Origin of the sequence: Streptococcus sp. 3167, assembly GCF_013277175.1 — a bacterium.
Classification (GTDB): Bacteria; Bacillota; Bacilli; order Lactobacillales; family Streptococcaceae; genus Streptococcus; species Streptococcus pseudopneumoniae.
In genome coordinates, this window is record NZ_VMML01000048.1 from 1 (window position 1) to 21,019 (window position 21,019).

Annotated in this window: 20 protein-coding genes; 1 reads left to right on the forward strand and 19 read right to left on the reverse strand. The window is 39.4% G+C overall.

Going from position 1 to position 21,019, the window contains the following annotated elements; translation table 11 throughout:
• Positions 1–78: 78 nt before the first annotated feature.
• The 5 genes from HT678_RS07305 to pbp2a all read right to left on the reverse strand — a co-directional run bounded on the left by HT678_RS07305 (position 79) and on the right by pbp2a (position 3,856).
• Positions 79–558 carry a sigma-70 family RNA polymerase sigma factor gene (locus HT678_RS07305; protein WP_172924774.1) on the reverse strand — a complete coding sequence of 160 codons (480 nt, stop codon included), beginning with the start codon at positions 556–558 and terminating at the stop codon, positions 79–81.
• 120 nt (positions 559–678) lie between these two features.
• Positions 679–1,215, reverse strand: coding sequence for a transcription termination/antitermination protein NusG (nusG, locus tag HT678_RS07310; protein ID WP_000376739.1), 537 nt, complete (start codon positions 1,213–1,215; stop codon positions 679–681).
• Positions 1,216–1,269: 54 nt separating this feature from the next.
• The gene (secE, locus tag HT678_RS07315) at positions 1,270–1,446 is read right to left on the reverse strand and encodes a preprotein translocase subunit SecE (RefSeq protein ID WP_001210991.1); all 177 of its coding nucleotides are present in this window, start codon (positions 1,444–1,446) and stop codon (positions 1,270–1,272) included.
• 9 nt (positions 1,447–1,455) lie between these two features.
• Positions 1,456–1,608, reverse strand: coding sequence for a 50S ribosomal protein L33 (rpmG, locus tag HT678_RS07320; RefSeq protein WP_014017356.1), 153 nt, complete (start codon positions 1,606–1,608; stop codon positions 1,456–1,458).
• A gap of 52 nt (positions 1,609–1,660) precedes the next feature.
• Positions 1,661–3,856: a penicillin-binding protein PBP2A gene (gene pbp2a, locus HT678_RS07325; protein ID WP_172924776.1), complete on the reverse strand. Its 2,196-nt coding sequence runs from the start codon at positions 3,854–3,856 to the stop codon at positions 1,661–1,663.
• 86 nt (positions 3,857–3,942) lie between these two features.
• Between pbp2a and HT678_RS07330 the strand changes: the two genes are divergently transcribed.
• A complete protein-coding gene (locus HT678_RS07330) occupies positions 3,943–4,818 on the forward strand; it encodes an RluA family pseudouridine synthase (protein ID WP_345890410.1) in 876 nt (291 codons plus the stop codon).
• 67 nt (positions 4,819–4,885) lie between these two features.
• On the opposite strand, the gene gap is transcribed toward HT678_RS07330, so the two are convergent.
• The 14 genes from gap to HT678_RS07400 all read right to left on the reverse strand — a co-directional run bounded on the left by gap (position 4,886) and on the right by HT678_RS07400 (position 21,003).
• A complete protein-coding gene (gene gap, locus HT678_RS07335; RefSeq protein ID WP_000260662.1) occupies positions 4,886–5,896 on the reverse strand; it encodes a type I glyceraldehyde-3-phosphate dehydrogenase in 1,011 nt (336 codons plus the stop codon).
• A 179-nt stretch (positions 5,897–6,075) separates the two neighbouring features.
• On the reverse strand, positions 6,076–7,377 hold the full coding sequence (locus HT678_RS07340) for an ABC transporter permease (RefSeq protein WP_172924777.1): 1,302 nt from the start codon (positions 7,375–7,377) through the stop codon (positions 6,076–6,078).
• Positions 7,346–8,029 (reverse strand): ABC transporter ATP-binding protein, encoded by a 684-nt coding sequence (locus tag HT678_RS07345; protein ID WP_172924779.1) that lies wholly within the window; start codon positions 8,027–8,029, stop codon positions 7,346–7,348. The genes HT678_RS07340 and HT678_RS07345 overlap by 32 nt, the downstream gene beginning before the upstream one ends.
• Before the next feature lie 316 nt (positions 8,030–8,345).
• The gene (locus HT678_RS07350) at positions 8,346–9,257 is read right to left on the reverse strand and encodes an XRE family transcriptional regulator (RefSeq protein ID WP_172924781.1); all 912 of its coding nucleotides are present in this window, start codon (positions 9,255–9,257) and stop codon (positions 8,346–8,348) included.
• Positions 9,258–9,367: 110 nt separating this feature from the next.
• A complete protein-coding gene (gene adhE / locus HT678_RS07355) occupies positions 9,368–12,019 on the reverse strand; it encodes a bifunctional acetaldehyde-CoA/alcohol dehydrogenase (RefSeq protein WP_172924783.1) in 2,652 nt (883 codons plus the stop codon).
• Between the two features lie 299 nt (positions 12,020–12,318).
• Entirely contained in the window at positions 12,319–12,729 is a 411-nt protein-coding gene (locus tag HT678_RS07360; protein WP_020902388.1) for an MORN repeat-containing protein, read from the reverse strand.
• A complete protein-coding gene (locus HT678_RS07365) occupies positions 12,716–13,159 on the reverse strand; it encodes a low molecular weight protein-tyrosine-phosphatase (protein WP_172924785.1) in 444 nt (147 codons plus the stop codon). Before HT678_RS07365 ends, HT678_RS07360 begins: the two co-directional genes overlap by 14 nt.
• 46 nt (positions 13,160–13,205) lie before the next feature.
• The gene (gene yajC, locus HT678_RS07370) at positions 13,206–13,505 is read right to left on the reverse strand and encodes a preprotein translocase subunit YajC (RefSeq protein ID WP_023937006.1); all 300 of its coding nucleotides are present in this window, start codon (positions 13,503–13,505) and stop codon (positions 13,206–13,208) included.
• A 116-nt stretch (positions 13,506–13,621) separates the two neighbouring features.
• Positions 13,622–15,598 (reverse strand): transketolase, encoded by a 1,977-nt coding sequence (tkt, locus tag HT678_RS07375; RefSeq protein WP_101514720.1) that lies wholly within the window; start codon positions 15,596–15,598, stop codon positions 13,622–13,624.
• 113 nt (positions 15,599–15,711) lie between these two features.
• The gene (gene ulaG, locus HT678_RS07380; RefSeq protein WP_001134220.1) at positions 15,712–16,803 is read right to left on the reverse strand and encodes an L-ascorbate 6-phosphate lactonase; all 1,092 of its coding nucleotides are present in this window, start codon (positions 16,801–16,803) and stop codon (positions 15,712–15,714) included.
• A gap of 111 nt (positions 16,804–16,914) precedes the next feature.
• Positions 16,915–18,588 carry a transcription antiterminator gene (locus HT678_RS07385; RefSeq protein ID WP_172924787.1) on the reverse strand — a complete coding sequence of 558 codons (1,674 nt, stop codon included), beginning with the start codon at positions 18,586–18,588 and terminating at the stop codon, positions 16,915–16,917.
• Positions 18,589–18,764: 176 nt separating this feature from the next.
• Positions 18,765–19,469, reverse strand: a complete 705-nt coding sequence (locus tag HT678_RS07390; RefSeq protein WP_016398039.1) for an L-ribulose-5-phosphate 4-epimerase — start codon at positions 19,467–19,469, stop codon at positions 18,765–18,767.
• Position 19,470: 1 nt separating this feature from the next.
• The gene (locus HT678_RS07395; protein ID WP_172924789.1) at positions 19,471–20,334 is read right to left on the reverse strand and encodes an L-ribulose-5-phosphate 3-epimerase; all 864 of its coding nucleotides are present in this window, start codon (positions 20,332–20,334) and stop codon (positions 19,471–19,473) included.
• Between the two features lie 3 nt (positions 20,335–20,337).
• Entirely contained in the window at positions 20,338–21,003 is a 666-nt protein-coding gene (locus tag HT678_RS07400) for a 3-keto-L-gulonate-6-phosphate decarboxylase UlaD (protein WP_000166727.1), read from the reverse strand.
• Between the last annotated feature and the right edge of the window lie 16 nt (positions 21,004–21,019).

A 21,019-nucleotide genomic window follows, 5' to 3' on the forward strand; every position in this document is an offset into this window, starting at 1 on the left:
AACTCTTACTATTATACAGGCTTTTCTAACTTTGTCAACACCTTTTTCTAATTTTTTTCATTTTTTTTGCATGAATTCCTAATGAGTACGGATGTCAAACTCTTTAAACACAATACGTAAGTCCTTTAGCACTCTTTGACGACCTCGGAATCGTTCATTTCTTAAGACGCGTTCTAGTTCTTCTTGTTTCTCTTTACTTTGTTTGTTTCTATAATCTCTTAGTGTTTCATGAAAGAGATAATAATCGTCTAGCCAGAGACCTCCCTCACTTATACGATGACTGATTTCACCCACTTCTTCATAGGGTTCTTTATTATATCTTCGTTTGTGGCTTTCTTGCTTACGGATATAGTCTAAAATTCGATTTCGAAACTTGGTTTTGAAATATTGCCTTAAACGAGGGATATCTTCTACCAATTCTTCTTCTCTACTAATCAATTCATGTAAGCAAATCATTCCCTCTTGGTCCCAGTCCGATAGCTCCCACAAATGAAGGTAATATTCATTTCTACACTTGTATACAATTCCTTGGACTTCTTCATATAATTCTTTAATCATAATATTCCCCTTTCTGTTTACAGTCTAACAGATTCAGAAACACTTTTAGCAAATTTCATCCATTCTGCTCCCTAAACCGTCTAAACTGCACAAAAAAGAGAGGTCTTGCCTCTCTCAGGGTTATAATTCTGCGATTTGGTTTAGGTTTACTTCTGCAACTGTGTCATTACCAAACATAGAGATAATCATTTTCACTTTGTTATTATCAATTTCTGTAATCTTACCAGTGTAATCTGCAAAAGCACCATCAATAATACGTACGGTTTGACCAACCTCAACATCGAAATCAAATTCTTGAACAGTTTGTCCCATAGATACCAAAATGTCACGAATTTCTTGTTCCAATAATGGAGTTGGTTTTGATCTGTTGCCGTGTGATCCTACGAATCCTGTAACGTTTGGTGTGTTTCGCACAACAAACCAAGCTTCATCTGTCATGACCATTTCTACAAGAACATAACCTGGAAATCGATTTTCTTCTACTTCTTTTCTCTTTCCATTTTTTTCAACTTGCACTGTTTGCGTTGGAATTTCAACACGTAAAATATTATCCAACATATTGTAGGTTTGCGCACGTTGCAATAGATTTTCTTTTACCTTATTTTCATAACCAGAATAAGTTTGTAAAACAAACCACCCTTTATCAAAACTATCCATGATATTTCCTTTCATAAATAGAAGATTTCTAGTGTAATTAACTCCACTAACCTTCTAAAAAATGTTAATAAATCGAATCAAACCTGAAACAATCAACTGGTCAAAAATGTAAATAATTACTACAAAGAAAGCTGTGTATTCCATAATAGAACGAAAATCTCTCCAGCTTTCCTTGCGAGTTGGCCATGTTGTGTCTTTAAGAAGTCTAAAAATATCTCCAATAAAACGCATCGCTCTCTCCTATCTCGTTTCTCTGTGTGTAGTGTACTTGCCACAATGTTTACAAAATTTATTTACTTCTAGTCGTGTAGGCTTGGGGGTTCCACTGATCTTGATTGAATAGTTTCTCGAACCACAAACCGCACAAGCTAGGCTTGCTTTTTTTAGTGCCATAACGCCTCCATCTTATCTATTATAACAAGAAAGCTAGGCTTTGACAAGCATCTTAGCGAAATAGATTGACTACCGAATCCCATATTGTTTGAGCCTTTTCCTTAATCTTCGCATCCGAGATAGCCCGACTAGCCTCATCTACTAGACTTTGCGCACGTCCTCGAATATCAGACAAATTATCATCTGTCTGGCTATTATCATTGGTTTGTACTTGTCTTTTTGTATTGGCTGGTGCAATTCCATTTTGCTTATAAGCATTTTCAACCGTAAAGGTACTTCCTGGCGTATAAGGTAAAATGGTATTTGCAATATTTCTAAAGACATGGGCTGCACCGTTTGAAGTAGAACCTGCTAGATAGTGATTTTCATCAGTGGTCGGAAAACCAAGCCAATGACTAATCACCACATCAGGAGTATAACCAATCACCCACTGGTCACTTGTGTACTCCGGATTGAAAACTGCTTCAGTTGTTCCAGTTTTCCCTGCCATGACATAGTCTGCAGGCGATGAACTAATACCGGTTCCGTTAGTGAATGTCCCCAACATCATACTGGTCATCTTGTCAGCTACAGACTTATCAATCACCCGTTTTTGTGAATTTTTATGGCTCGCAATGACCTGACCACTAGCATTTTCAATTCTACTAATAAAATGAGCTTCAGGCATTAAACCTTCATTTGCAAAGGCTGCATATGCTTGAGCCATTTGCAGAGGATTGGTTTCGACGCCACTTCCCAAGGCGACACCAAGAACACGGTCGACCTTATCCATGTTGAGTCCAAATTTTTCGCCTGCCTCAAAAGCCTTATCAACACCCAAATCATTAACAGTAGCAACAGCAGGTAGATTAAGCGATTCTGCCAAGGCTTGATACATGGGAACTTCTCGACTCTTTTTAATTCCTGCATAGTTATCAACCTTATAGCTGTCATACTGCATGGTATGGTTATCCAAGAGCTTATTCAAAGCCCAACCTGCTTCAACTGCTGGCGTATAAACAACTAAAGGCTTAATTGTAGAGCCAGGGCTACGTTTTGATTGAGTTGCATAGTTGAAATTCCGGAATCCAGTTTTATCATTGTCAGCAATCTGACCGACAACCCCACGAACTCCACCTGTTTTCGGTTCGAGAGCTACACTTCCTGATTGAGCAAATGTTCCATCCTCTGCCCTCGGAAATAGCGCTGTGTTTTCATAAACAACCTGCATATTTGCTTGGTAGTTTTGGTCCAGCTCTGTATAAATGCGGTAGCCATTATTGACAATTTCTTCCTCTGTTAGATTATACTTAGAAACAGCTTCATTAACAACCGCATCAAAGTAAGAAGGATAGCGGTAATCTGAGATTTTTCCTTCATACTTATCGTGCAATTGCGAAGTCATATCAACTTCTGCAGCTTCGGTTTCTTGGTTTTTATCAATATATCCTGCTGCAACCATATTTTGTAAGACAGTGTCGCGACGATTAGTTGAATCTTCTACGGAATTCAAAGGATTATACAATTCCGGCCCCTTCAGCATCCCTGCCAGAGCCGCAGCTTGATCCAAACTCACTTCTGATGCAGAAACTCCAAAGTATTTCTTACTCGCATCTTCTACACCCCACACACCATTTCCAAAATAGGCATTGTTAAGGTACATGGTTAAGATCTGATCCTTACTATATTTTTTTGTTAATTCTAAGGCAAGGAAAAATTCTTTCGCTTTTCTCTCAACAGTTTGACCCTGTGACAAATAGGCGTTTTTAGCCAGCTGCTGGGTAATAGTAGAGCCACCACCTGAACGACCAGCAGTGACAATCGCCAAGAAGAAACGACCATAGTTAATCCCATCATTTTTATAGAAAGAACGGTCTTCTGTCGCAATAACAGCATTCTGCAAGTTTTTACTGATGTCAGTCAGTTCAACGTAGGTTCCCTTTTGACCAGACAAGGCACCAGCCTCTTTTTCTTCACGGTCAAAAATGATAGTCCGAGTTTTCAAGGAATTTTGCAAATCATTGACATTGGTTGACTTGGCTACAGCAAACAAATAGGTTCCAACTAGCAAGCCTGCACTCAAACCTAGTATAAGGACAATCTTTGTTAGATGATAACGACGCCAAAATTTTCGAATTGGACCTACTTGGGCCAATTTTTTTCGATCACTACGAGAGCGACGTAGGCTAGTAGAATCAGAGTCCTCTAGTTCACTTGTTTCTTTTTTAAAAAGAGAAAGAAATTTCTCGAATAATTTATCTAATTTCATGCGTTTATTTTATCATCTTCATCATAGGAAGACAAGAATTTAGCTATTTCCTATCCAAATAGGGCTTTTTTTGTTACAATATCTGTATGCAATTCACATTTACATTACCAGACTCTCTACCTCAAATGACGGTAAAGCAATTACTGGAGGAGCAACTCCTCATCCCTAGAAAAATCCGTCATTTTTTAAGAATCAAGAAACACATTTTGATTAATCAGCGAGAAGTTCATTGGAACGAGATGGTAAGTCCTGGAGATGTTTGCCAGTTGACTTTTGACGAGGAAGATTATCCCGAAAAAGAAATCCCTTGGGGCAACCCAGACTTAGTGCAGGAAGTTTATCAAGATCAACACTTGATTATTGTCAACAAACCAGAGGGGATGAAAACCCACGGTAATCAGCCGAACGAAATCGCCCTTCTTAACCATGTCAGTGCCTATGTTGGCCAAACCTGCTATGTCGTTCATCGTCTGGACATGGAAACCAGTGGTTTAGTTCTCTTTGCCAAAAATCCTTTTATCCTACCTATTCTCAATCGCTTATTGGAGAAAAAAGAGATTTCTAGGGAATATTGGGCACTCGTTGACGGAAATATCAGCAGCAAAGAACTTGTTTTCAAAGACAAAATCGGACGTGATCGCCATGATCGTAGAAAAAGAATAGTTGATACAAAAAATGGGCAATATGCCGAAACGCATGTAAGCAGATTAAAGCAATTTCCAAACAAAACTTCCTTGGTTCGTTGCAAACTAAAAACAGGGCGAACCCATCAGATTCGTGTGCACCTTTCGCATCATAACTTCCCTATTTTGGGCGACCCTCTCTATAACAGCAATTCAAAGACTAGTCGGCTTATGCTTCATGCCTTCCGACTTTCCTTTACCCATCCGCTTACTCTAGAGAAATTAAGCTTCACTACCCTATCAGATACTTTTGAAAAAGAATTAAAAAAGAATGGATGATTGTGTCATCCATTTTTTCATATAAGAAAAGCAAGACCAGAGGCCTTGCTTTTTATCGACTCATGAATTATTTAGCGATTTTTGCGAAGTATTCAAGAGTACGAACAAGTTGTGCAGTGTATGACATTTCGTTGTCGTACCATGATACAACTTTAACCAATTGTTTACCGTCAACGTCAAGAACTTTAGTTTGAGTTGCGTCAAACAATGAACCGTAAGACATACCTAGGATATCTGAAGATACGATTGGATCTTCAGTGTATCCGTATGATTCGTTTGAAGCTGCTTTCATAGCTGCGTTCACTTCGTCAACAGTAACGTTCTTTTCAAGAACTGCTACCAACTCAGTTACAGAACCTGCTGGAACAGGAACACGTTGAGCAGCTCCGTCCAATTTACCGTTCAATTCTGGGATTACAAGACCGATAGCTTTTGCAGCACCAGTTGAGTTAGGAACGATGTTTACAGCACCAGCGCGAGCACGGCGAAGGTCACCACCACGGTGTGGTCCGTCAAGGATCATTTGGTCACCAGTGTAAGCGTGGATAGTAGTCATCAATCCTTCTACAACACCAAAGTTGTCTTGAAGAGCTTTAGCCATTGGAGCCAAGCAGTTTGTAGTACATGAAGCACCTGAGATAACTGTTTCAGTACCGTCAAGAACGTCGTGGTTAGTGTTGAATACAACTGTTTTAACGTCGTTTCCACCAGGAGCAGTGATAACAACTTTTTTAGCTCCACCAGCGTGCAAGTGTTTTTCAGCAGCTGCTTTCTTAGCAAAGAAACCAGTAGCTTCAAGAACGATTTCTACACCGTCGTTAGCCCAGTCGATTTGTTCTGGATCACGTTCAGCAGAAACTTTGATGAATTTACCGTTAACTTCAAATCCACCTTCTTTAACTTCAACAGTACCGTCGAAACGACCTTGAGTTGTGTCGTATTTCAACAAGTGTGCAAGCATAACTGGATCTGTAAGGTCGTTGATACGAGTAACTTCAACACCTTCTACGTTTTGGATACGACGGAAAGCAAGACGACCGATACGTCCGAAACCGTTAATACCAACTTTAACTACCATTAGTGATTTCCTCCTTATGAAAATCATGAAATTTTTATTGTGAAAAGAGTAACTTGAATCACTACAAATCACCTTTCAACAAACCTATTATATAACTATTTGAGTTGAATTGCAAGTACGGGCATTGTTTTTCTATGTTAGTTTCTTTTTGGGAGACGATAATCTAGTAACACCCTTGACTATTCATAGCGTAGCGATTCTACAGGATCCATTTTACTAATTTTACGTGCTGGGAAGTAGGCTGAGACATAACCAAGTAATAGAGCGAAAACTAGAGTTCCTAAAACAGATAACAAATTTAATTCAAAAACCTTAGTGATGGATGGGTAAAAGTGACTTACAATCGCATTCGCCAAACTTCCCACCCCTTGTGCAACCAAAAATGCCAGCAGCAAGGCGATTCCTACAATCCAGATAGCCTCGTAAATAAAAATTCCTTTGACATCACGATTTTGATAACCAACTGCCTTCATGACACCTATTTCCTTAGAACGTTGCATGATATTGATGTAAATAATGATACCAATCATGACCGCTGCTACCACAATAGCTTGTGATGAAAGTACAATCAACAATCCCTGAATGACACGAATAAAAGTAATCACAATATCAAGAACCTTCTGTTGAGAAAGAACAGTATACTTCTTGTTTTTCTGTAATTCTTCTGTTATCGCTTTTGTTTGTGATGGATCTTTGAGTTCCAAGATAAAATAAGATACAGCTTTTGTAAATCCAGCTTCTTTCAAAATCGTTTCCATTTGATGAGACGGCATGAAACTGTTGCTGTCCTCCAGGTCATCTTCATCATTGATCACACGTACAATCTTTGTTTGAAATTGAGCAGTCTTGCTAGCTTCAGCAGCATTTTCTACAATGCTGGCTGAGACTGATTTGCCAATAACATCACTAGCTGTCAGATTTTTTCCTGTCTGTTCATTCCAATTTTTTAGTAAACTGCTTGGAATCGTCAAGCCCTGTTCATTTGAATCAGTATAGAGGGAACCGGCTAATACTTTGTCCGCCTCATTACTACTAACAGAAATACTTGTATCCTCATATAGACTCACTACTTGAGCATAAGAAGGCATCGTTTGACTCAGATCCATTTCTTGACCATCTATAGTCATATTTGACATGATCATCCCAAAAGGACTCTCCAAATATTTAATAGCTTCTTTGCCAACTGTATCCGTGATATAGTTCTTATCATCTTGGTTCAAAAAGCCTCGTCCAACATTTTTTGTGTTTAAAGCAATCTGAACTTGAGAAGGGATTTGACCTCCATTCGTATTTTCATCAATCATCGAAATCAATGCATTTCCCAAGCCGAAAGAAATTAAGACTCCTACAAAACCGATTGAGGTTGCTAGCGCAATCAATAGGTTACGCCACTTTCTTTCCAGAAAGTTATTTAAAGAAAGTTTGAATTTATTTTTCAATGATAATCCTTTATTTTTTGACTTCTTCAACAACTTCACCATCCTTCATTTTGATAATCACGTCTGCATATTCAGCAACCTCTGGATTATGGGTTACAATCAATACTGTTTTCCCTGTTTGGGCTAATTTTTTAAACACTTCCAATACCATTTCTTGGGATTGAGAATCCAGCGAACCCGTTGGCTCATCTGCTACAATCATATCAGGCTGATTTACCAGTGCACGCGCGATTGCTACGCGTTGCTTTTGCCCGCCAGAAAGCTGTTTAACATTTTTAGCCATAAAAGTCTCCATGCCCAAGTTACTTAATTGCTCCTTTGCAATCATTGTCATCTCCCTGTCAGATAAATCTTTGACATAGAGAGGTAGCTTGACATTGTCTAAGACAGACTGATGAGGAATGAGGTTAAAGTTTTGAAACACAAATCCAATCTTATCTTTACGAAATTGAGTTAGTTCAATCTCTGATAAGTCACGGAGGGATTCCCCTTTAAAGTCTAAAATTCCCTCGTACTCCCTATCTAAACCACTGATAATATTTAATAGACTGGTTTTGCCACATCCTGACGGACCATAAATCGCAGTGATTTTCCCTTCAGCAATCTGCAGGTTAATATTTCTTAGAGCCTGCTCTTTCTGTTTGCCGTCCAAAGCGTAAAATTTTGAAATATTTTTAATGGATAAAATGGACATTCTTTCCCCCTTGTTTAAAACTGTTATCGTCATACATCATACTGATAGAAAATCTTTCAAGTTGCATCAGCACCGATTGACCCTATGGGCCTACTAGCTTAGAATTTTTTCTCTATTGCCTAGTTTGCTTCTGGATGTATAGCAAGTAATACTCTTCGAAAATCTCTTCAAACCACGTCAACGTCGCCTTGCCGTACTCAAGTACAGCCTGCGGCTAGTTTCCTAGTTTGCTCTTTGATTTTCATTGAGTATAAAATTCATTGTAACAAAAAAGCGGCATTTCCTCAATGACAGAAATGTCACTCCTATAAACTCTTTAACGATATCTTTCTAGATCCTCGCTCCATTCATTATCTAAACTAACGATTAACTTCTCATTGCCAAACATCCTCGCCATCATTTTTGCTTCTTCATACTTTTGTTTGGCTGTATCATAATCCGTCTGAATATAATATTTCCACTCCACCATCAAGACAATCGGTTGTTTTTGAAAATCTCGTGTTTTCTGCCCTATTTTATTTAAGGTCTCGACTGCCCTCTTAAAATAATGAAGCAACCCCATAATCTCTATACAAGTTAAAGAAGCTAACAAGGAGTCTCTAAGTAAGTCCAAACAATCGAACTCTATCTTATCAACCTGAGAACTTAATTTATCATGAAAACAAAGAATAGTTTCATGCTCAGACTTTTTTATCTCACCCTCGTTTAAACCATCCATTAACTGACAAAGAAAATACAGTCTCAATTTCAACAATTCCTCAGCCCTATATACATCTCTGGATAGTAAGTCTTGAAGACTGTCCTCAATCACACTGCTTCCATATAAGGAATTACTAGTCGCTCTCACTTCATCTATGGCTTGAAGACAATCCACTACCACTTTCTCATCACGTGGCAAATCATCATAAAAACACTCAAAAATCTCATCGAAATATTCTTCCTTTTGTTCCTGCAACTCCTTGTCTCCGTAGTCAGGATGATGTAAAAGAAAGTACTTTAATTCTTGGTAACGCTTCGGTAATTCCTTATAATCTGGCATCAAGACGTAGGACGGAATTTCTAGTCTATCTGCAATATATTCTAGTGTTTTTATCGTCGGGCGAAATTCTCCTTTTTCTATCCGCACCAGCTGACGGACTGATAATTCAGACTCATCCCCGCAAAAAACTGGACGACTAAGTCCTTTTTCTTCTCTTAAGCCTCTTACTTTTTCACCAAAACTGTTCATTCCTTCGGTTTTCTCCTATATTTTAAAAATATAATTTTTTATATTCTATCATAGTTTGGTGAAAACGACAAAAAAGAGACAGGAAATTCCTGCCTCTAGGCTGATAACAATTATTTACGGCGTCCTGGTCTTTCTTTGTAACCATAGTAAGAATCTTCGATGATTTCTTGCATATGGTCAACCATTGGAAGACGTGGGTTAGCTGGTGAACATTGGTCTTCGTAAGCAAGGAAGGCCAATTCACGAGAATGTTCTTTCCATTCTTTTTCATCAATTCCTTGTGCTTTGAAGTTCATTTGGATACCTACGCGCTCACCAAGTTCGTAGACAGCTTTTGCGTAAGATTCCACACCTTCTTCTGGAGTAGAAGCTGGAAGTCCAAGCATGCGTGCGATATCTTGGTATTTTTCATCTGCACGGTAGTAGTTGTACTTAGGCCATGTTGCTGTCTTAGCTGGACGTGTACCGTTGTAGCGGATGACGTATGGAAGCAAGATAGCATTAGTACGACCGTGGATTGTGTGGAATTGGGCACCAATCTTATGGGCCATTGAGTGAGAAATACCTAGGAAGGCATTTGCAAAGGTCATACCAGCAATAGTTGAAGCGTTATGCATTTTCTCACGTGAGTGGAAGTCTGCATTCTTAACTGAGCTTTCAAGGTTTTCGAATACAAGTTTGATGGCTTGAAGTGCAAGACCATCAGTGTAGTCGCTAGCCATTTGTGATACGTAAGCTTCAGTCGCGTGAGTCAATACGTCCATACCAGTGTCCGCAGCAACAAATCCAGGAACTGTCAATACCAAAGCAGGGTCTACGATTGCCACAGTTGGTGTCAATGAGTAGTCAGCGATTGGGTATTTACGGTTGTTTGCTTTATCAGAGATAACGGCAAATGGTGTTACTTCAGACCCTGTACCAGATGTAGTTGGAATCGCGATGAATTTAGTCTTCTTACCAAGCAATGGGAATTTGAAGGCACGTTTACGGATATCCATGAATTTTTGAACAAGGTCACGGAAGTCCACTTCTGGTTGTTCGTAGAAGAGCCACATTACTTTAGCAGCATCCATTGGAGATCCACCACCAAGAGCGATGATTGTATCTGGTTTGAAGGCACGCATAATCTCAGTACCACGGTTTACAGTTGTGATATCTGGATCTGGTTCTACATCAGCAAAGATTTGGTAAACAACCTTATTGCGACGAAGGTCAAGTTGTTCGATGATACGATCAAGGAAACCAAGCTCTACCATGGCATGGTCAGTAACGATCATGACACGTTCAACGTCACGACATTTTTGAAGGTATTGAATTGAATCACGTTCAAAGTATGTTTTTGAAGGAAGTTTCATCCATTGCATGTTATTTCTCCGTCTTCCGACTTTTTTGATGTTCAAGAGGTTAATGGCACTAACGTTATCCCCAACTGAGTTGCGTCCGTAAGAACCACATCCAAGTGTCAATGATGGCAAGAAGGCATTGTAAACGTCCCCGATACCACCGAAAGTAGAAGGTGAGTTACATATAACACGAATAGCTTTAACAGCTTTACCAAATTCTTTAGTCAATTCTTCGTCAGCTGTGTGGATGGCTGCTGAGTGCCCAAGACCGTTAAATTCAACCATTTGACGAGCCTTAGTAATACCATCTTCACGGCTTTCAGATTTTAAAACTGCGATAACTGGTGACAATTTTTCACGAGTCAATGGCTCATTTTCACCAACTTCTTTACATTCAGCAGCAAGAATGTTTGTTCCTTCTGGAACTGTAAATCCTGCTTGCTCTGCAATCCAAGTTGCTGGTTTACCAACGATGTCAGCGTTCAATTTCGCGCCAGCACAGTTTTTGCTGTTTGCTTTCACGCCGAAGCAGAACTCTTCAAGAAGAGTTTTTTCTTTTTTGTTTACAAAGTAAGTGTGGTAAGATTTGAACTCTGCTACAAATTCATCGTAAATTTCTTTATCAATGATAACTGCTTGTTCAGATGCACAGACCATACCGTTATCAAATGATTTAGACATAACAATATCGTGTGCAGCTTGACGGATATTTGCTGATTTTTCAACATAAGCTGGAACGTTTCCGGCACCTACCCCAAGAGCTGGTTTACCACATGAGTAAGCCGCTTTAACCATGGCATTACCACCAGTTGCAAGAATTGTCGCAACACCTTCGTGGTTCATAAGGGCACTTGTTGCTTCCATAGATGGTTGAGTAATCCATTGCACACAGTTTTCAGGAGCACCAGCTGCGATAGCTGCATCACGAACGATTTGAGCTGCGTGAGCTGATGACTCTTGAGCTGATGGGTGGAAGGCAAAGACGATTGGATTACGTGTTTTCAAAGCAATCAATGATTTGAAAATAGCTGTTGAAGTTGGGTTGGTTGTTGGAGTAATACCACAAACAACACCAACTGGTTCAGCAATAAGAGTCAATCCTGTTACATCGTCTTCTTCGATAACGCCAACTGTCTTAGTGTGGCGCATGTTGTTTACTACGTGTTCACAGGCAAACAAGTTCTTAGTTGCTTTATCTTCAAATACACCACGTCCTGTTTCTTCAAAGGCATGTAAAGCCAATTCTCCGTGGGCATCCAAAGCTGCTACTGATGCTTTGGCAACGATGTAGTCAACTTGCTCTTGATCCAATTTACGCATTTCTTCAAGGGCAACTAGAGCTTTTTGAACCAACTCATCTACGTGTTTTTCAGCAACGAGTTTCTTTTCCTCTGGTGTCACAGTTTTTTTATCAGCCATATTTTCCTCCATAGCTTTCAAGGATCGATATCCTTTGTTAATTTTTTCACAAGTTTATTATAACGCATTATTTCAACTTTGTAAACAGTTTCATAAACATTTCACAAAGAATTTTTAAACTCTTGTGAAACTTTTCTCATTTTCTTTTCTTATCAGGTTTTATCTTTGAAGTTTGTGAAATTTATTTCAAATATTTTTTATTTCACAAACTTGCTTGGAAGAGGGATTTGGAAAGAAAAGGATTTGCAAGTAAGCGCTTACTTAAAACTTCTAACAATACCTCCTTTGATAAGGAGGCTTTATTTTTGTTGAAAAACCCCTTGTTTAAAAGTCCCTTCATAAACAACTTCTTGTTCTGTTGTTAGTTTTCCTTTTCCTTCAGCCTGACCATTTACAAAATCACCTTCGTAGGTCCAACCTTCTTTAGATTGAAAAGTACCTTTTCCATTGAAGGCTCCATTGTTGAAGCCACCTGTATATTGGTCTCCATTTTGGAAGGTAATGGTACCTTGCCCATTCATTTTACCACGGACAAGACTGCCATCGTAAACAATCGTTCCATTATCAAGCTTTAGAACACCTTTTCCGGGAATATTTAGAAAAAAGACGAGTACAGCACAAAAAACAATGGTAACTACTGCTAAAAGCTCTAAACGTGGACGAGTCAGATACACTCGATACTTTTCATAAAAATTCTTAAGATTTTCCACCTTCACTCTCCTTTTCTAAACGTTCTAGCCAAACTTGACAGCCCTCTTGAACACGTCGATAGGTTTCCTCAAAATCTCCTGTATACCAAGGGTCTGGAACACTTTCAGATGCAAATGAGCAAATCTTATCTTGACAGTCTGCTGGACACATCTGACGTAAGTCAGAAATATTTGAAGCGTCCATTCCGATAATATAATCAAAGGCTTCAAAATCTTCCTTACTAATCTGAAGCGATGTCTTGTTCTTGTCATGAGGAATCTCATACTGTTGAAAAATTCCCTGAGTCCCCTTATGAATCGGATTGCCATGTTCCCAAGAGGAAGTTGCTCGACTTTGGATTTCGTAGTTATCTGTCATTGATTTCATAACAAACTCGGCCATAGGGCTACGGCAAATATTTCCCAGACAGACAAAGACTAATTTTTTCATCCCACTTCCTTTCTTTTATAGAAAAACGGGAGTTCGTGATCCCGTCTTATTTTTCAATTGCGCCTTCTAGTGAAGCTGTTTCTTTCAGCGGTAATACTGTCTTGATAGCAGCTAGTTCAAAAGTCAAGTAAACTCCATCTACGTCAAGAACAATTGTTCCCTTCTCCGTATCTACTTCATCGACTGTTCCATAAAGGCCCCCGATTGTAATCACTTCATAGCCTTTTTGTAATTTATTCAAGCTTTCCATACGCTTTTGTGCTTGTTTCTTTTGAGAGCGTTGCGTAAAGAACATCAAGCCCACCATAGCCACAAGAATGATTAAAAATGTATATTGTGATTCCATTATATTCTCCTTTGTCTTTTACATAGAACTACTATATCAAATTTCAGTTACTTTTACAAGATTGTACCTTGCTTTTCTAGTAAGAAAAACCAGAGCTTGCGCCCTGATTTTTAGGATTATTTCAAGTTTTGAACAACTTTTACAAGATTTTCTACAGTAAAGCCATATTCTGCCAATACTTTTGGTGCTGGGGCAGAGGCTCCGAAGGTATCAATACCTAGAACGGCACCATCAAGACCAACGTATTTGTACCAGCTTTGAGTTGCACCCATTTCGACTGCAACACGACGGCGGACTGCATTTGGAAGAATTTCTTCCTTGTATGCTGTATCTTGTTTATCAAAGACATCTGTAGATGGCATGCTGACTACGCGGACTTTTGCACCTTGACTAGCCAATTCTTTGGCAGCTGAGACAGCAAGATTAACCTCTGAACCTGTCGCAATCAAGATCGTATCAAAGTCTGCTGCATTTTCATAGACAACATAGGCACCTTTTGCAACCTTGTCGAAGTCTGTTCCATCTTCAACAATCAAGTTCTGGCGTGTCAAGACAAGGGCAGTTGGTGTTTTCTCACTTGTCACTGCAAGGTACCAAGCTGCTTGCGTTTCACGCGCATCTGCTGGACGGAAAACATTTAGATTTGGCATAGCACGAAGACCGGCTAAGTGTTCAACTGGTTCATGAGTTGGACCGTCTTCCCCAACTGCGATTGAATCGTGGGTAAAGACATAAGTCACAGGAAGTCCTTGTAAGGCTGACAAGCGAACAGCTGCTTTCACATAGTCAGAGAAGACGAAGAAAGTACCACCGTATACACGAAGTCCACCGTGAAGAGCCATCCCGTTCAAGATCGTTCCCATTGCAAATTCACGAACACCAAACTGAATGTTGCGGTTCAAGCGATTGGCATCGTCTTGAAGTCCGTCAGTCTTGATATAAGTCATGTTTGAGTGAGCTAGGTCAGCTGATCCACCTAGGAAGGTTGGTAATTTAGCTGCCACAACATTCAAGGCGTCTTGACTTGAATTACGAGTTGCTTGAGAAAAACCATTTTCTAAAGCTGGGAAGTCTGCTGGAGTCACTTCGACTGGATCACGTCCGTCGATGATGGCTTCTACTTCTGCAGCCAGTTCTGGATGAGCTTCTTTATAATCTGCAACTAATTTAGTCCAAGCTTGATAAGCTGATGCGCCACGGTCTGCAACATGTTCTTTGAAATCAGCATATACTTGTTCTGGAATTTCAAATGGTTCGTAGTCCCAACCGAGGGCTTGACGAGTTGATGCAGTTTCATCTGCTCCAAGAGGGGCGCCGTGTACAGCATTAGTTCCTTGTTTGTTTGGAGAACCGTATCCAATAACCGTCTTCACTTCAATCAAAGATGGCTTGCCTGAAGCTTTTGCTGTTTCGATAGCAGCATGGATGGCTTCCAAGTCTGTTCCATTTTCAACCAAGGCAGTATGCCAACCGTAGGCATTGTAACGGTCACGAACACTTTCTGTAAAGGAATCCTTTGTCTCACCATCCAAGTTGATATCATTTGAATCATAAAGAACAACCAACTTATCCAGTTTTTGCAAACCTGCGTATGAAGCTGCCTCGCTTGAGACACCTTCCATCAAGTCTCCGTCTCCACAGATAACGTAAGTATAGTGGTCAAAGATATTGTAGCCTTCACGGTTATATTTGGCTGCCAAGAAACGTTCTGCTTGGGCAAAACCAGTAGCAGTTGAAATCCCTTGCCCTAGAGGACCTGTCGTAGCATCAATCCCTGCCGTATGACCAAATTCTGGGTGACCTGGTGTTTTTGAACCCCATTGACGGAAGCTCTTGATTTCATCCATACTAACATCTTCAAAACCAGAAAGGTGAAGAAGAGCATAAAGGAGCATTGAACCATGACCTGCTGAAAGAATAAAGCGGTCGCGGTTAATCCAGTTTGGTTGAGCTGGATTGATATGAAGTTGTTTTGTAAAGAGGCTGTAAGCCATCGGAGCCGCTCCCATAACCACACCTGGATGACCTGAGTTGGCTTTGTTGATGGCGTCAATACCTAGGAAACGAATTGCATTAACAGATAGATTTGACATAGAATTTCCTTTCTATTTGAGGTGATTATTGAATCACACATTCTATTCTACTATTATATGAAAATTATCCGTATCATGCAACATACGGATAACCTCCAAAGAATATTTTTATATTATAGCAAAGCTTTAAATTGAATGTTAGAGTCTTGTTCAAAACAATCGTCAAAACCACGTGGATGATGGTATTCTACTAAGTGTTGATCTTGAGGATAAGTATACTTACCGCCAACTTCCCAGATAAATGGATGGAAATCGTATTGCAAGCGATCTTTTCGCATTTTCCAAAGTTCTAGAATCTCATTAGTAGAAGCCATGAAGTTAGACCAGATATCATAGTGAACTGGGATAATGACTTTGGTACGCAGATTTTCTGCCATACGAAGAAGGTCGATAGATGTCATTTTGTCTTGGATACCTACCGGATTTTCACCATAGTTATTCAAAGCAACATCAATTTTAAAGTCTTTACCATGTTTTGCAAAATAGTTTGAGAAGTGAGAATCTGCACCATGATAGATGGTTCCACCTGGTGTTTCAAAGATATAGTTAACAGCCTTTTGAGCCATTTCTTCATCTGTAACAGCCAAGCCAGCAAGTTCACCGCCTGTCTCATCAGCACCGTTCACTGGGAGAGTTACCAAGCAAGTACGGTCAAATGATTCTACTGCATGAATCTTCATATCTTTTAATTCGATAGTGTCACCTGGCTTCACAACGATGATACGTTCTTTTGGAACCCCCCATCCTTCCCAGATTCGTCCACAGTGGTAAGGACCGATAAACTTAACATGCTCTAACTTAGGATTGTTGAGAATTGCTGCAGCTGTGTATGGGTCGATATGATCACTGTGGAAGTGTGAAACTAAGTAATAGTCTAGTTCGTTGATAGCAAATGGATCGATAACCATTGGCTGAACACGCAAGTTTGGTTGCAACTTACGAACACCTGCCATATTTGCCATTTGGTGCCCACGAACCATATCTTTCACTTTTTTGGTTGATTTTCCACGGTTTGACCAAAGGTCCATGACAACGTTAGCACCAGCTGGTGTCTTAATCCAAGTACCACAGTTGCCTAGCCACCACATGGCAAAGTTGCCTTCAGGTACGACTTCTTCTTCGATTTCTTCGTTCAACCAGGTTCCCCACTCTGGGAAAGTGGCTAAAATCCATGACTCTCTTGTAATTTCTTTGACGTTTGGCATATGTCGCCTCCTTTGGATATAATTGTTATCTTTGAGATTAGTATACCACCCTTCAAAACACTAAAAAAGACCAAGAAAAACACAGGTTTGTGTTCATCATTGGACTGTCCTTCAAATATCTTCCAAAAAAGCTTGAACTACTATTTCTTGATTTATAAGTGTTTGAACCTCTTCTTGGAACTTACTAGCCAACTTGCTGTCTGCAATATAAGACGAAATAAGACTAGAAAGATTTTCACTGAAACTTTTGCCCTCATTACCAAATATATTGTGTTTAAGATAGTCTAGCATTCTCAAAATATCTTCTGCTTCAAGGATAGGATTAACCCTTAAAATCGGAAATCTGCTATCCAAATCATCATTAGTAGTAATCACTACATCAACTTGTGCAATATCTTCCACACTCTTAAATTGTTCTGTTGTAAATACAGTGTCAATTTGCTCATTTGGAAAATAGAGTTTGCATTGTTTCAGCAAAAGTCTCGAAACCGCAACACCTTCATCACAAACGAGATAAACTTTTTTCATATTTTTTTGAGACGATGGTGTATACTTTAAAAATCCTCCAATATGAATCGTCAAATAGGCAATATCATCGTCTGTTAGCCGAATAAACCATGCTCCTTCTAAAATTTCCGCAGATTTTCTAGTGACTAAAAATAATTCTCCATACTTGGATCGAATTTGTTTTGTTAGAGGATTTTTAGAAAAAATACCGTAAGTCTTTCTAAATAACAAGGCTTTACAGTGGATCATCAAATTTCGTAACAAATCATCCTTGTTCTCAATCTCCATTCGGATTTGTGATTCAAAATACCAGATAAATTCTTCTAAAGCAAGTTTTAATTGCCGAAAATCATCACTTTCTGCATGAATATCCAAATCTTTACGATAGGAGAGGAGGAGAACAGCTACAAGAGAAACTTCAAGTCCTGACAAAGAAATTTCAAACTTTTGAAACAACCGTTCTCCTAATTTCTTAGACACCTGATACTCTATTCTTTTTCTTATCAAAGAAAATTCTTTCTCTATATCCTGATGTCTTTCTTGATACTGTTCAACATTATGACAGCTTAACAGCAAATAAGGTAGAACCTGCAACATAAAAGTTATTTCATGATGGTTTATTTTCTTCCCTAAATCTTGTTCAACTAAAGGAACCTGTTCCTTAAAAAATTGGTTCATTTCAACAGAAAGCAAACACTCATCATCTAACCTCTCTTTCATCTTATCTTCTAAAATAGATACAAAAGTGGCATTTTCTTCCATAAAAATATGATATAGAAGCGATTGAAGATACTGAATTTTATTAAGAGGGTGGGCATGAAGGTGGTATCCCTGTGACTTGCTCACTTGCAAGGTCACCTGATATTGTTCCAAAGTTAGTTGATAACGAATGCTATTCAAATCATTGAGAACAGTATTCCTAGATACCTCTGTTAACTCTATCAATTTTTCAATCGTAATACGTTCTTTAGAAATACCTATCCATAGCAACATTATCATCATACGTTCATGCGCACTCATGATATAATCGTACGAATCTACTTCCAATAATAGTTTACAACAAGCATCTCTCTGCTCTTCCGTTAAGTGAATACCAATTCGTGGAATACTAATGATGTGAAGCGCCTCGTCAACCAGAGCAGCATTGATTTTGTCAATGTGATAATAAATTTTCCTTCTTGACTCTTTCAAATCTTTCGAAATCGCCATAATCGTTTTGGACGTTTCTTGATCCATCAAATATTGAAGCAAATCACAACTTGCCTTATCCAGTACCATATTAAAAAATCCCCCAAATCTATTGATATCACAGCAATTCTTTTTATTTTACCATATATATCAAGCGCTATTTCTAAAAAATCTTTCAAAATTACTTCAACTCCAACTTTACTCTCAATAAAAATCAAATGTAAAAAGAGGAGCTAAATTTATCTTTTTCTCCTCCTTCATCGTTCTTACTTTTGACCATAATAAGCATTTGGTCCATGTTTACGTTGGTAGTGTTTTTCTAGTATGTACTGGGGAGCAGGTTCAACTCTTGGATTGATTTGTTCTGTAAAGCGATTCATCTTTGATACTTCCTCTAGTACGACAGAGTGATAAACAGCATCCTCTGGATTTTTGCCCCAGGTGAATGGACCGTGATTGCGTACAACAATTCCTGGTACTTCAACCGGGTTAAGTCCGCGATGTTCAAACTCTTCTACGATAACCAGGCCAGTATCTTTTTCATAGGCCACTTCTACTTCGTCCTTGGTCAAACTACGGGCGCAAGGGATTGAACCGTAGAAATAATCTGCATGGGTTGTTCCGTAGAAAGGAATATCACGACCTGCCTGAGCCCAACCAACAGCTTCTGTCGAATGGGTGTGAACCACACTACCAATTTCTGACCAAGCCTTATATAATTGCACATGAGTTGGGAGGTCGGAAGATGGTCTTAAATCCCCTTCTAGGATCTTACCATCTAGATCAGTCACTACCATGTTTTCAGGTGTCAATTCGTCATAATCCACGCCTGATGGTTTGATAACAATGACACCGAGTTCGCGATTGACTTCCGATACATTCCCCCAGGTAAATTTGACAAGTCCATGTTTTGGCAATGATTGATTGGCATCACAGACTCGTTTACGCATAGCATTGATTACTTGATTCATCTTACATCAAACCTGCTTTCTTAATGAGTGGATAGAGAAAAGCTTGCGCCTCTTGAACGGCTGCGCGTATTTCTTCTACTGTTTCACAATTTTCAGACCACATTTCGATTAGGAAAGGTCCATTATAATTGGTTTGTTTTAAAATATCAAAAGCTTCTTCCCATTTGACACAACCTTGCCCAAAAGGTACATCTCGGAACTGGCCCTTTGAACTTTCTGTCACTGCATAAGTATCCTTGAGATGGAGAGCTGCGATGGCATGATGACCAAGATAAAACTCACTATAGATATCATTATGCCATGCAGACACATTACCAATATCTGGATATACAAAGAGGAAGGGAGAGTCAATCTCTTTTTCTATAGCCAAATATTTTTCGATGCTATTGATGAAAGGATCATCCATAATTTCAATAGCAAGTACCACCTGAGCTTCTTCAGCCCAATCACAGGCTTTTCTCAAATTTTTGATAAAACGTTGGCGTGTCTGGGGTGACTTTTCCTCATAGTAAACATCGTAACCAGCTAATTGAATCGTACGAACTCCCAAGTCTTGAGCTAATTCGATACATTTTTTCATGAGTTCTAGAGATTTTTCCTCTAGAACTGGATCTTTTGAACCCAATGGGTAGCGACGATGGCCTGAAAAACAGATAGAAGGAATACGAACACCAGTTTCATAGATTGCTTTGACAATTTCCAAGCGTTCTTCCTTACTCCAGTCAAGTCTTGCTAAACGCTCGTCACGTTCGTCAATAGACATCTCGACAAAATCAAAGCCTAACTCCTTGGCAAAATTTAAACGTTCTAGCCAAGTAAAGTGTGTTGGGGTTGCCTTCTCATAAATTCCAATCGGACGTGCCATGGTTTACCCCCAAATTCGTTTGATTTCATCCTTGAAGGCACGCGCTGCTCCTGCTGGATCCGCAGCCTCCGTAATTCCACGACCTGCGATAAAGGTAAAGACATCAACACCTTCAAAGAGTTTGAGAGTATCTACATCTAGACCACCTGTTACAGATACACGGAAGCCCATGTCAATGAGTTTTTTAACCTTATTAAGGTCTTTTTCACCCCAAGTTTCACCAGCAAGAAGAGCATCACGAGATTGGTGATAAATAGCTTGTGAGATACCTGCATCTAGCCAAAGCTGAGCTTGTTCAAAAGTCCAATCGCCATAAAGCTCGATCTGGATTTCGCCTCGTTCTCCTCGTTCAGTCTTGATAGCCTTTAGAGCTGCTTCCATAGTAGGGATGGTTGCACAACAGATACAAGTCATCCAGTCTGCTCCACGAACCGCATTATTTTTAGCAACTGTTCCACCAGCATCAGCACATTTTGTGTCTGCCACAATAATCTTATCTGGGAAAAGGCTACGCAAGACTTCAGCCAGTTCACTTCCAACTTGAAGCAAGCAAACAGTTCCAGCTTCGATAATATCTACTTCCTGACCAACAGAAACAGCTGCTTTAATCGCTCCTTGCAAGTCTGAATGGTCTAATGCAACTTGTAAATTAGGTATTCTTTTTGTCATTTCTTTATTCCTCTTT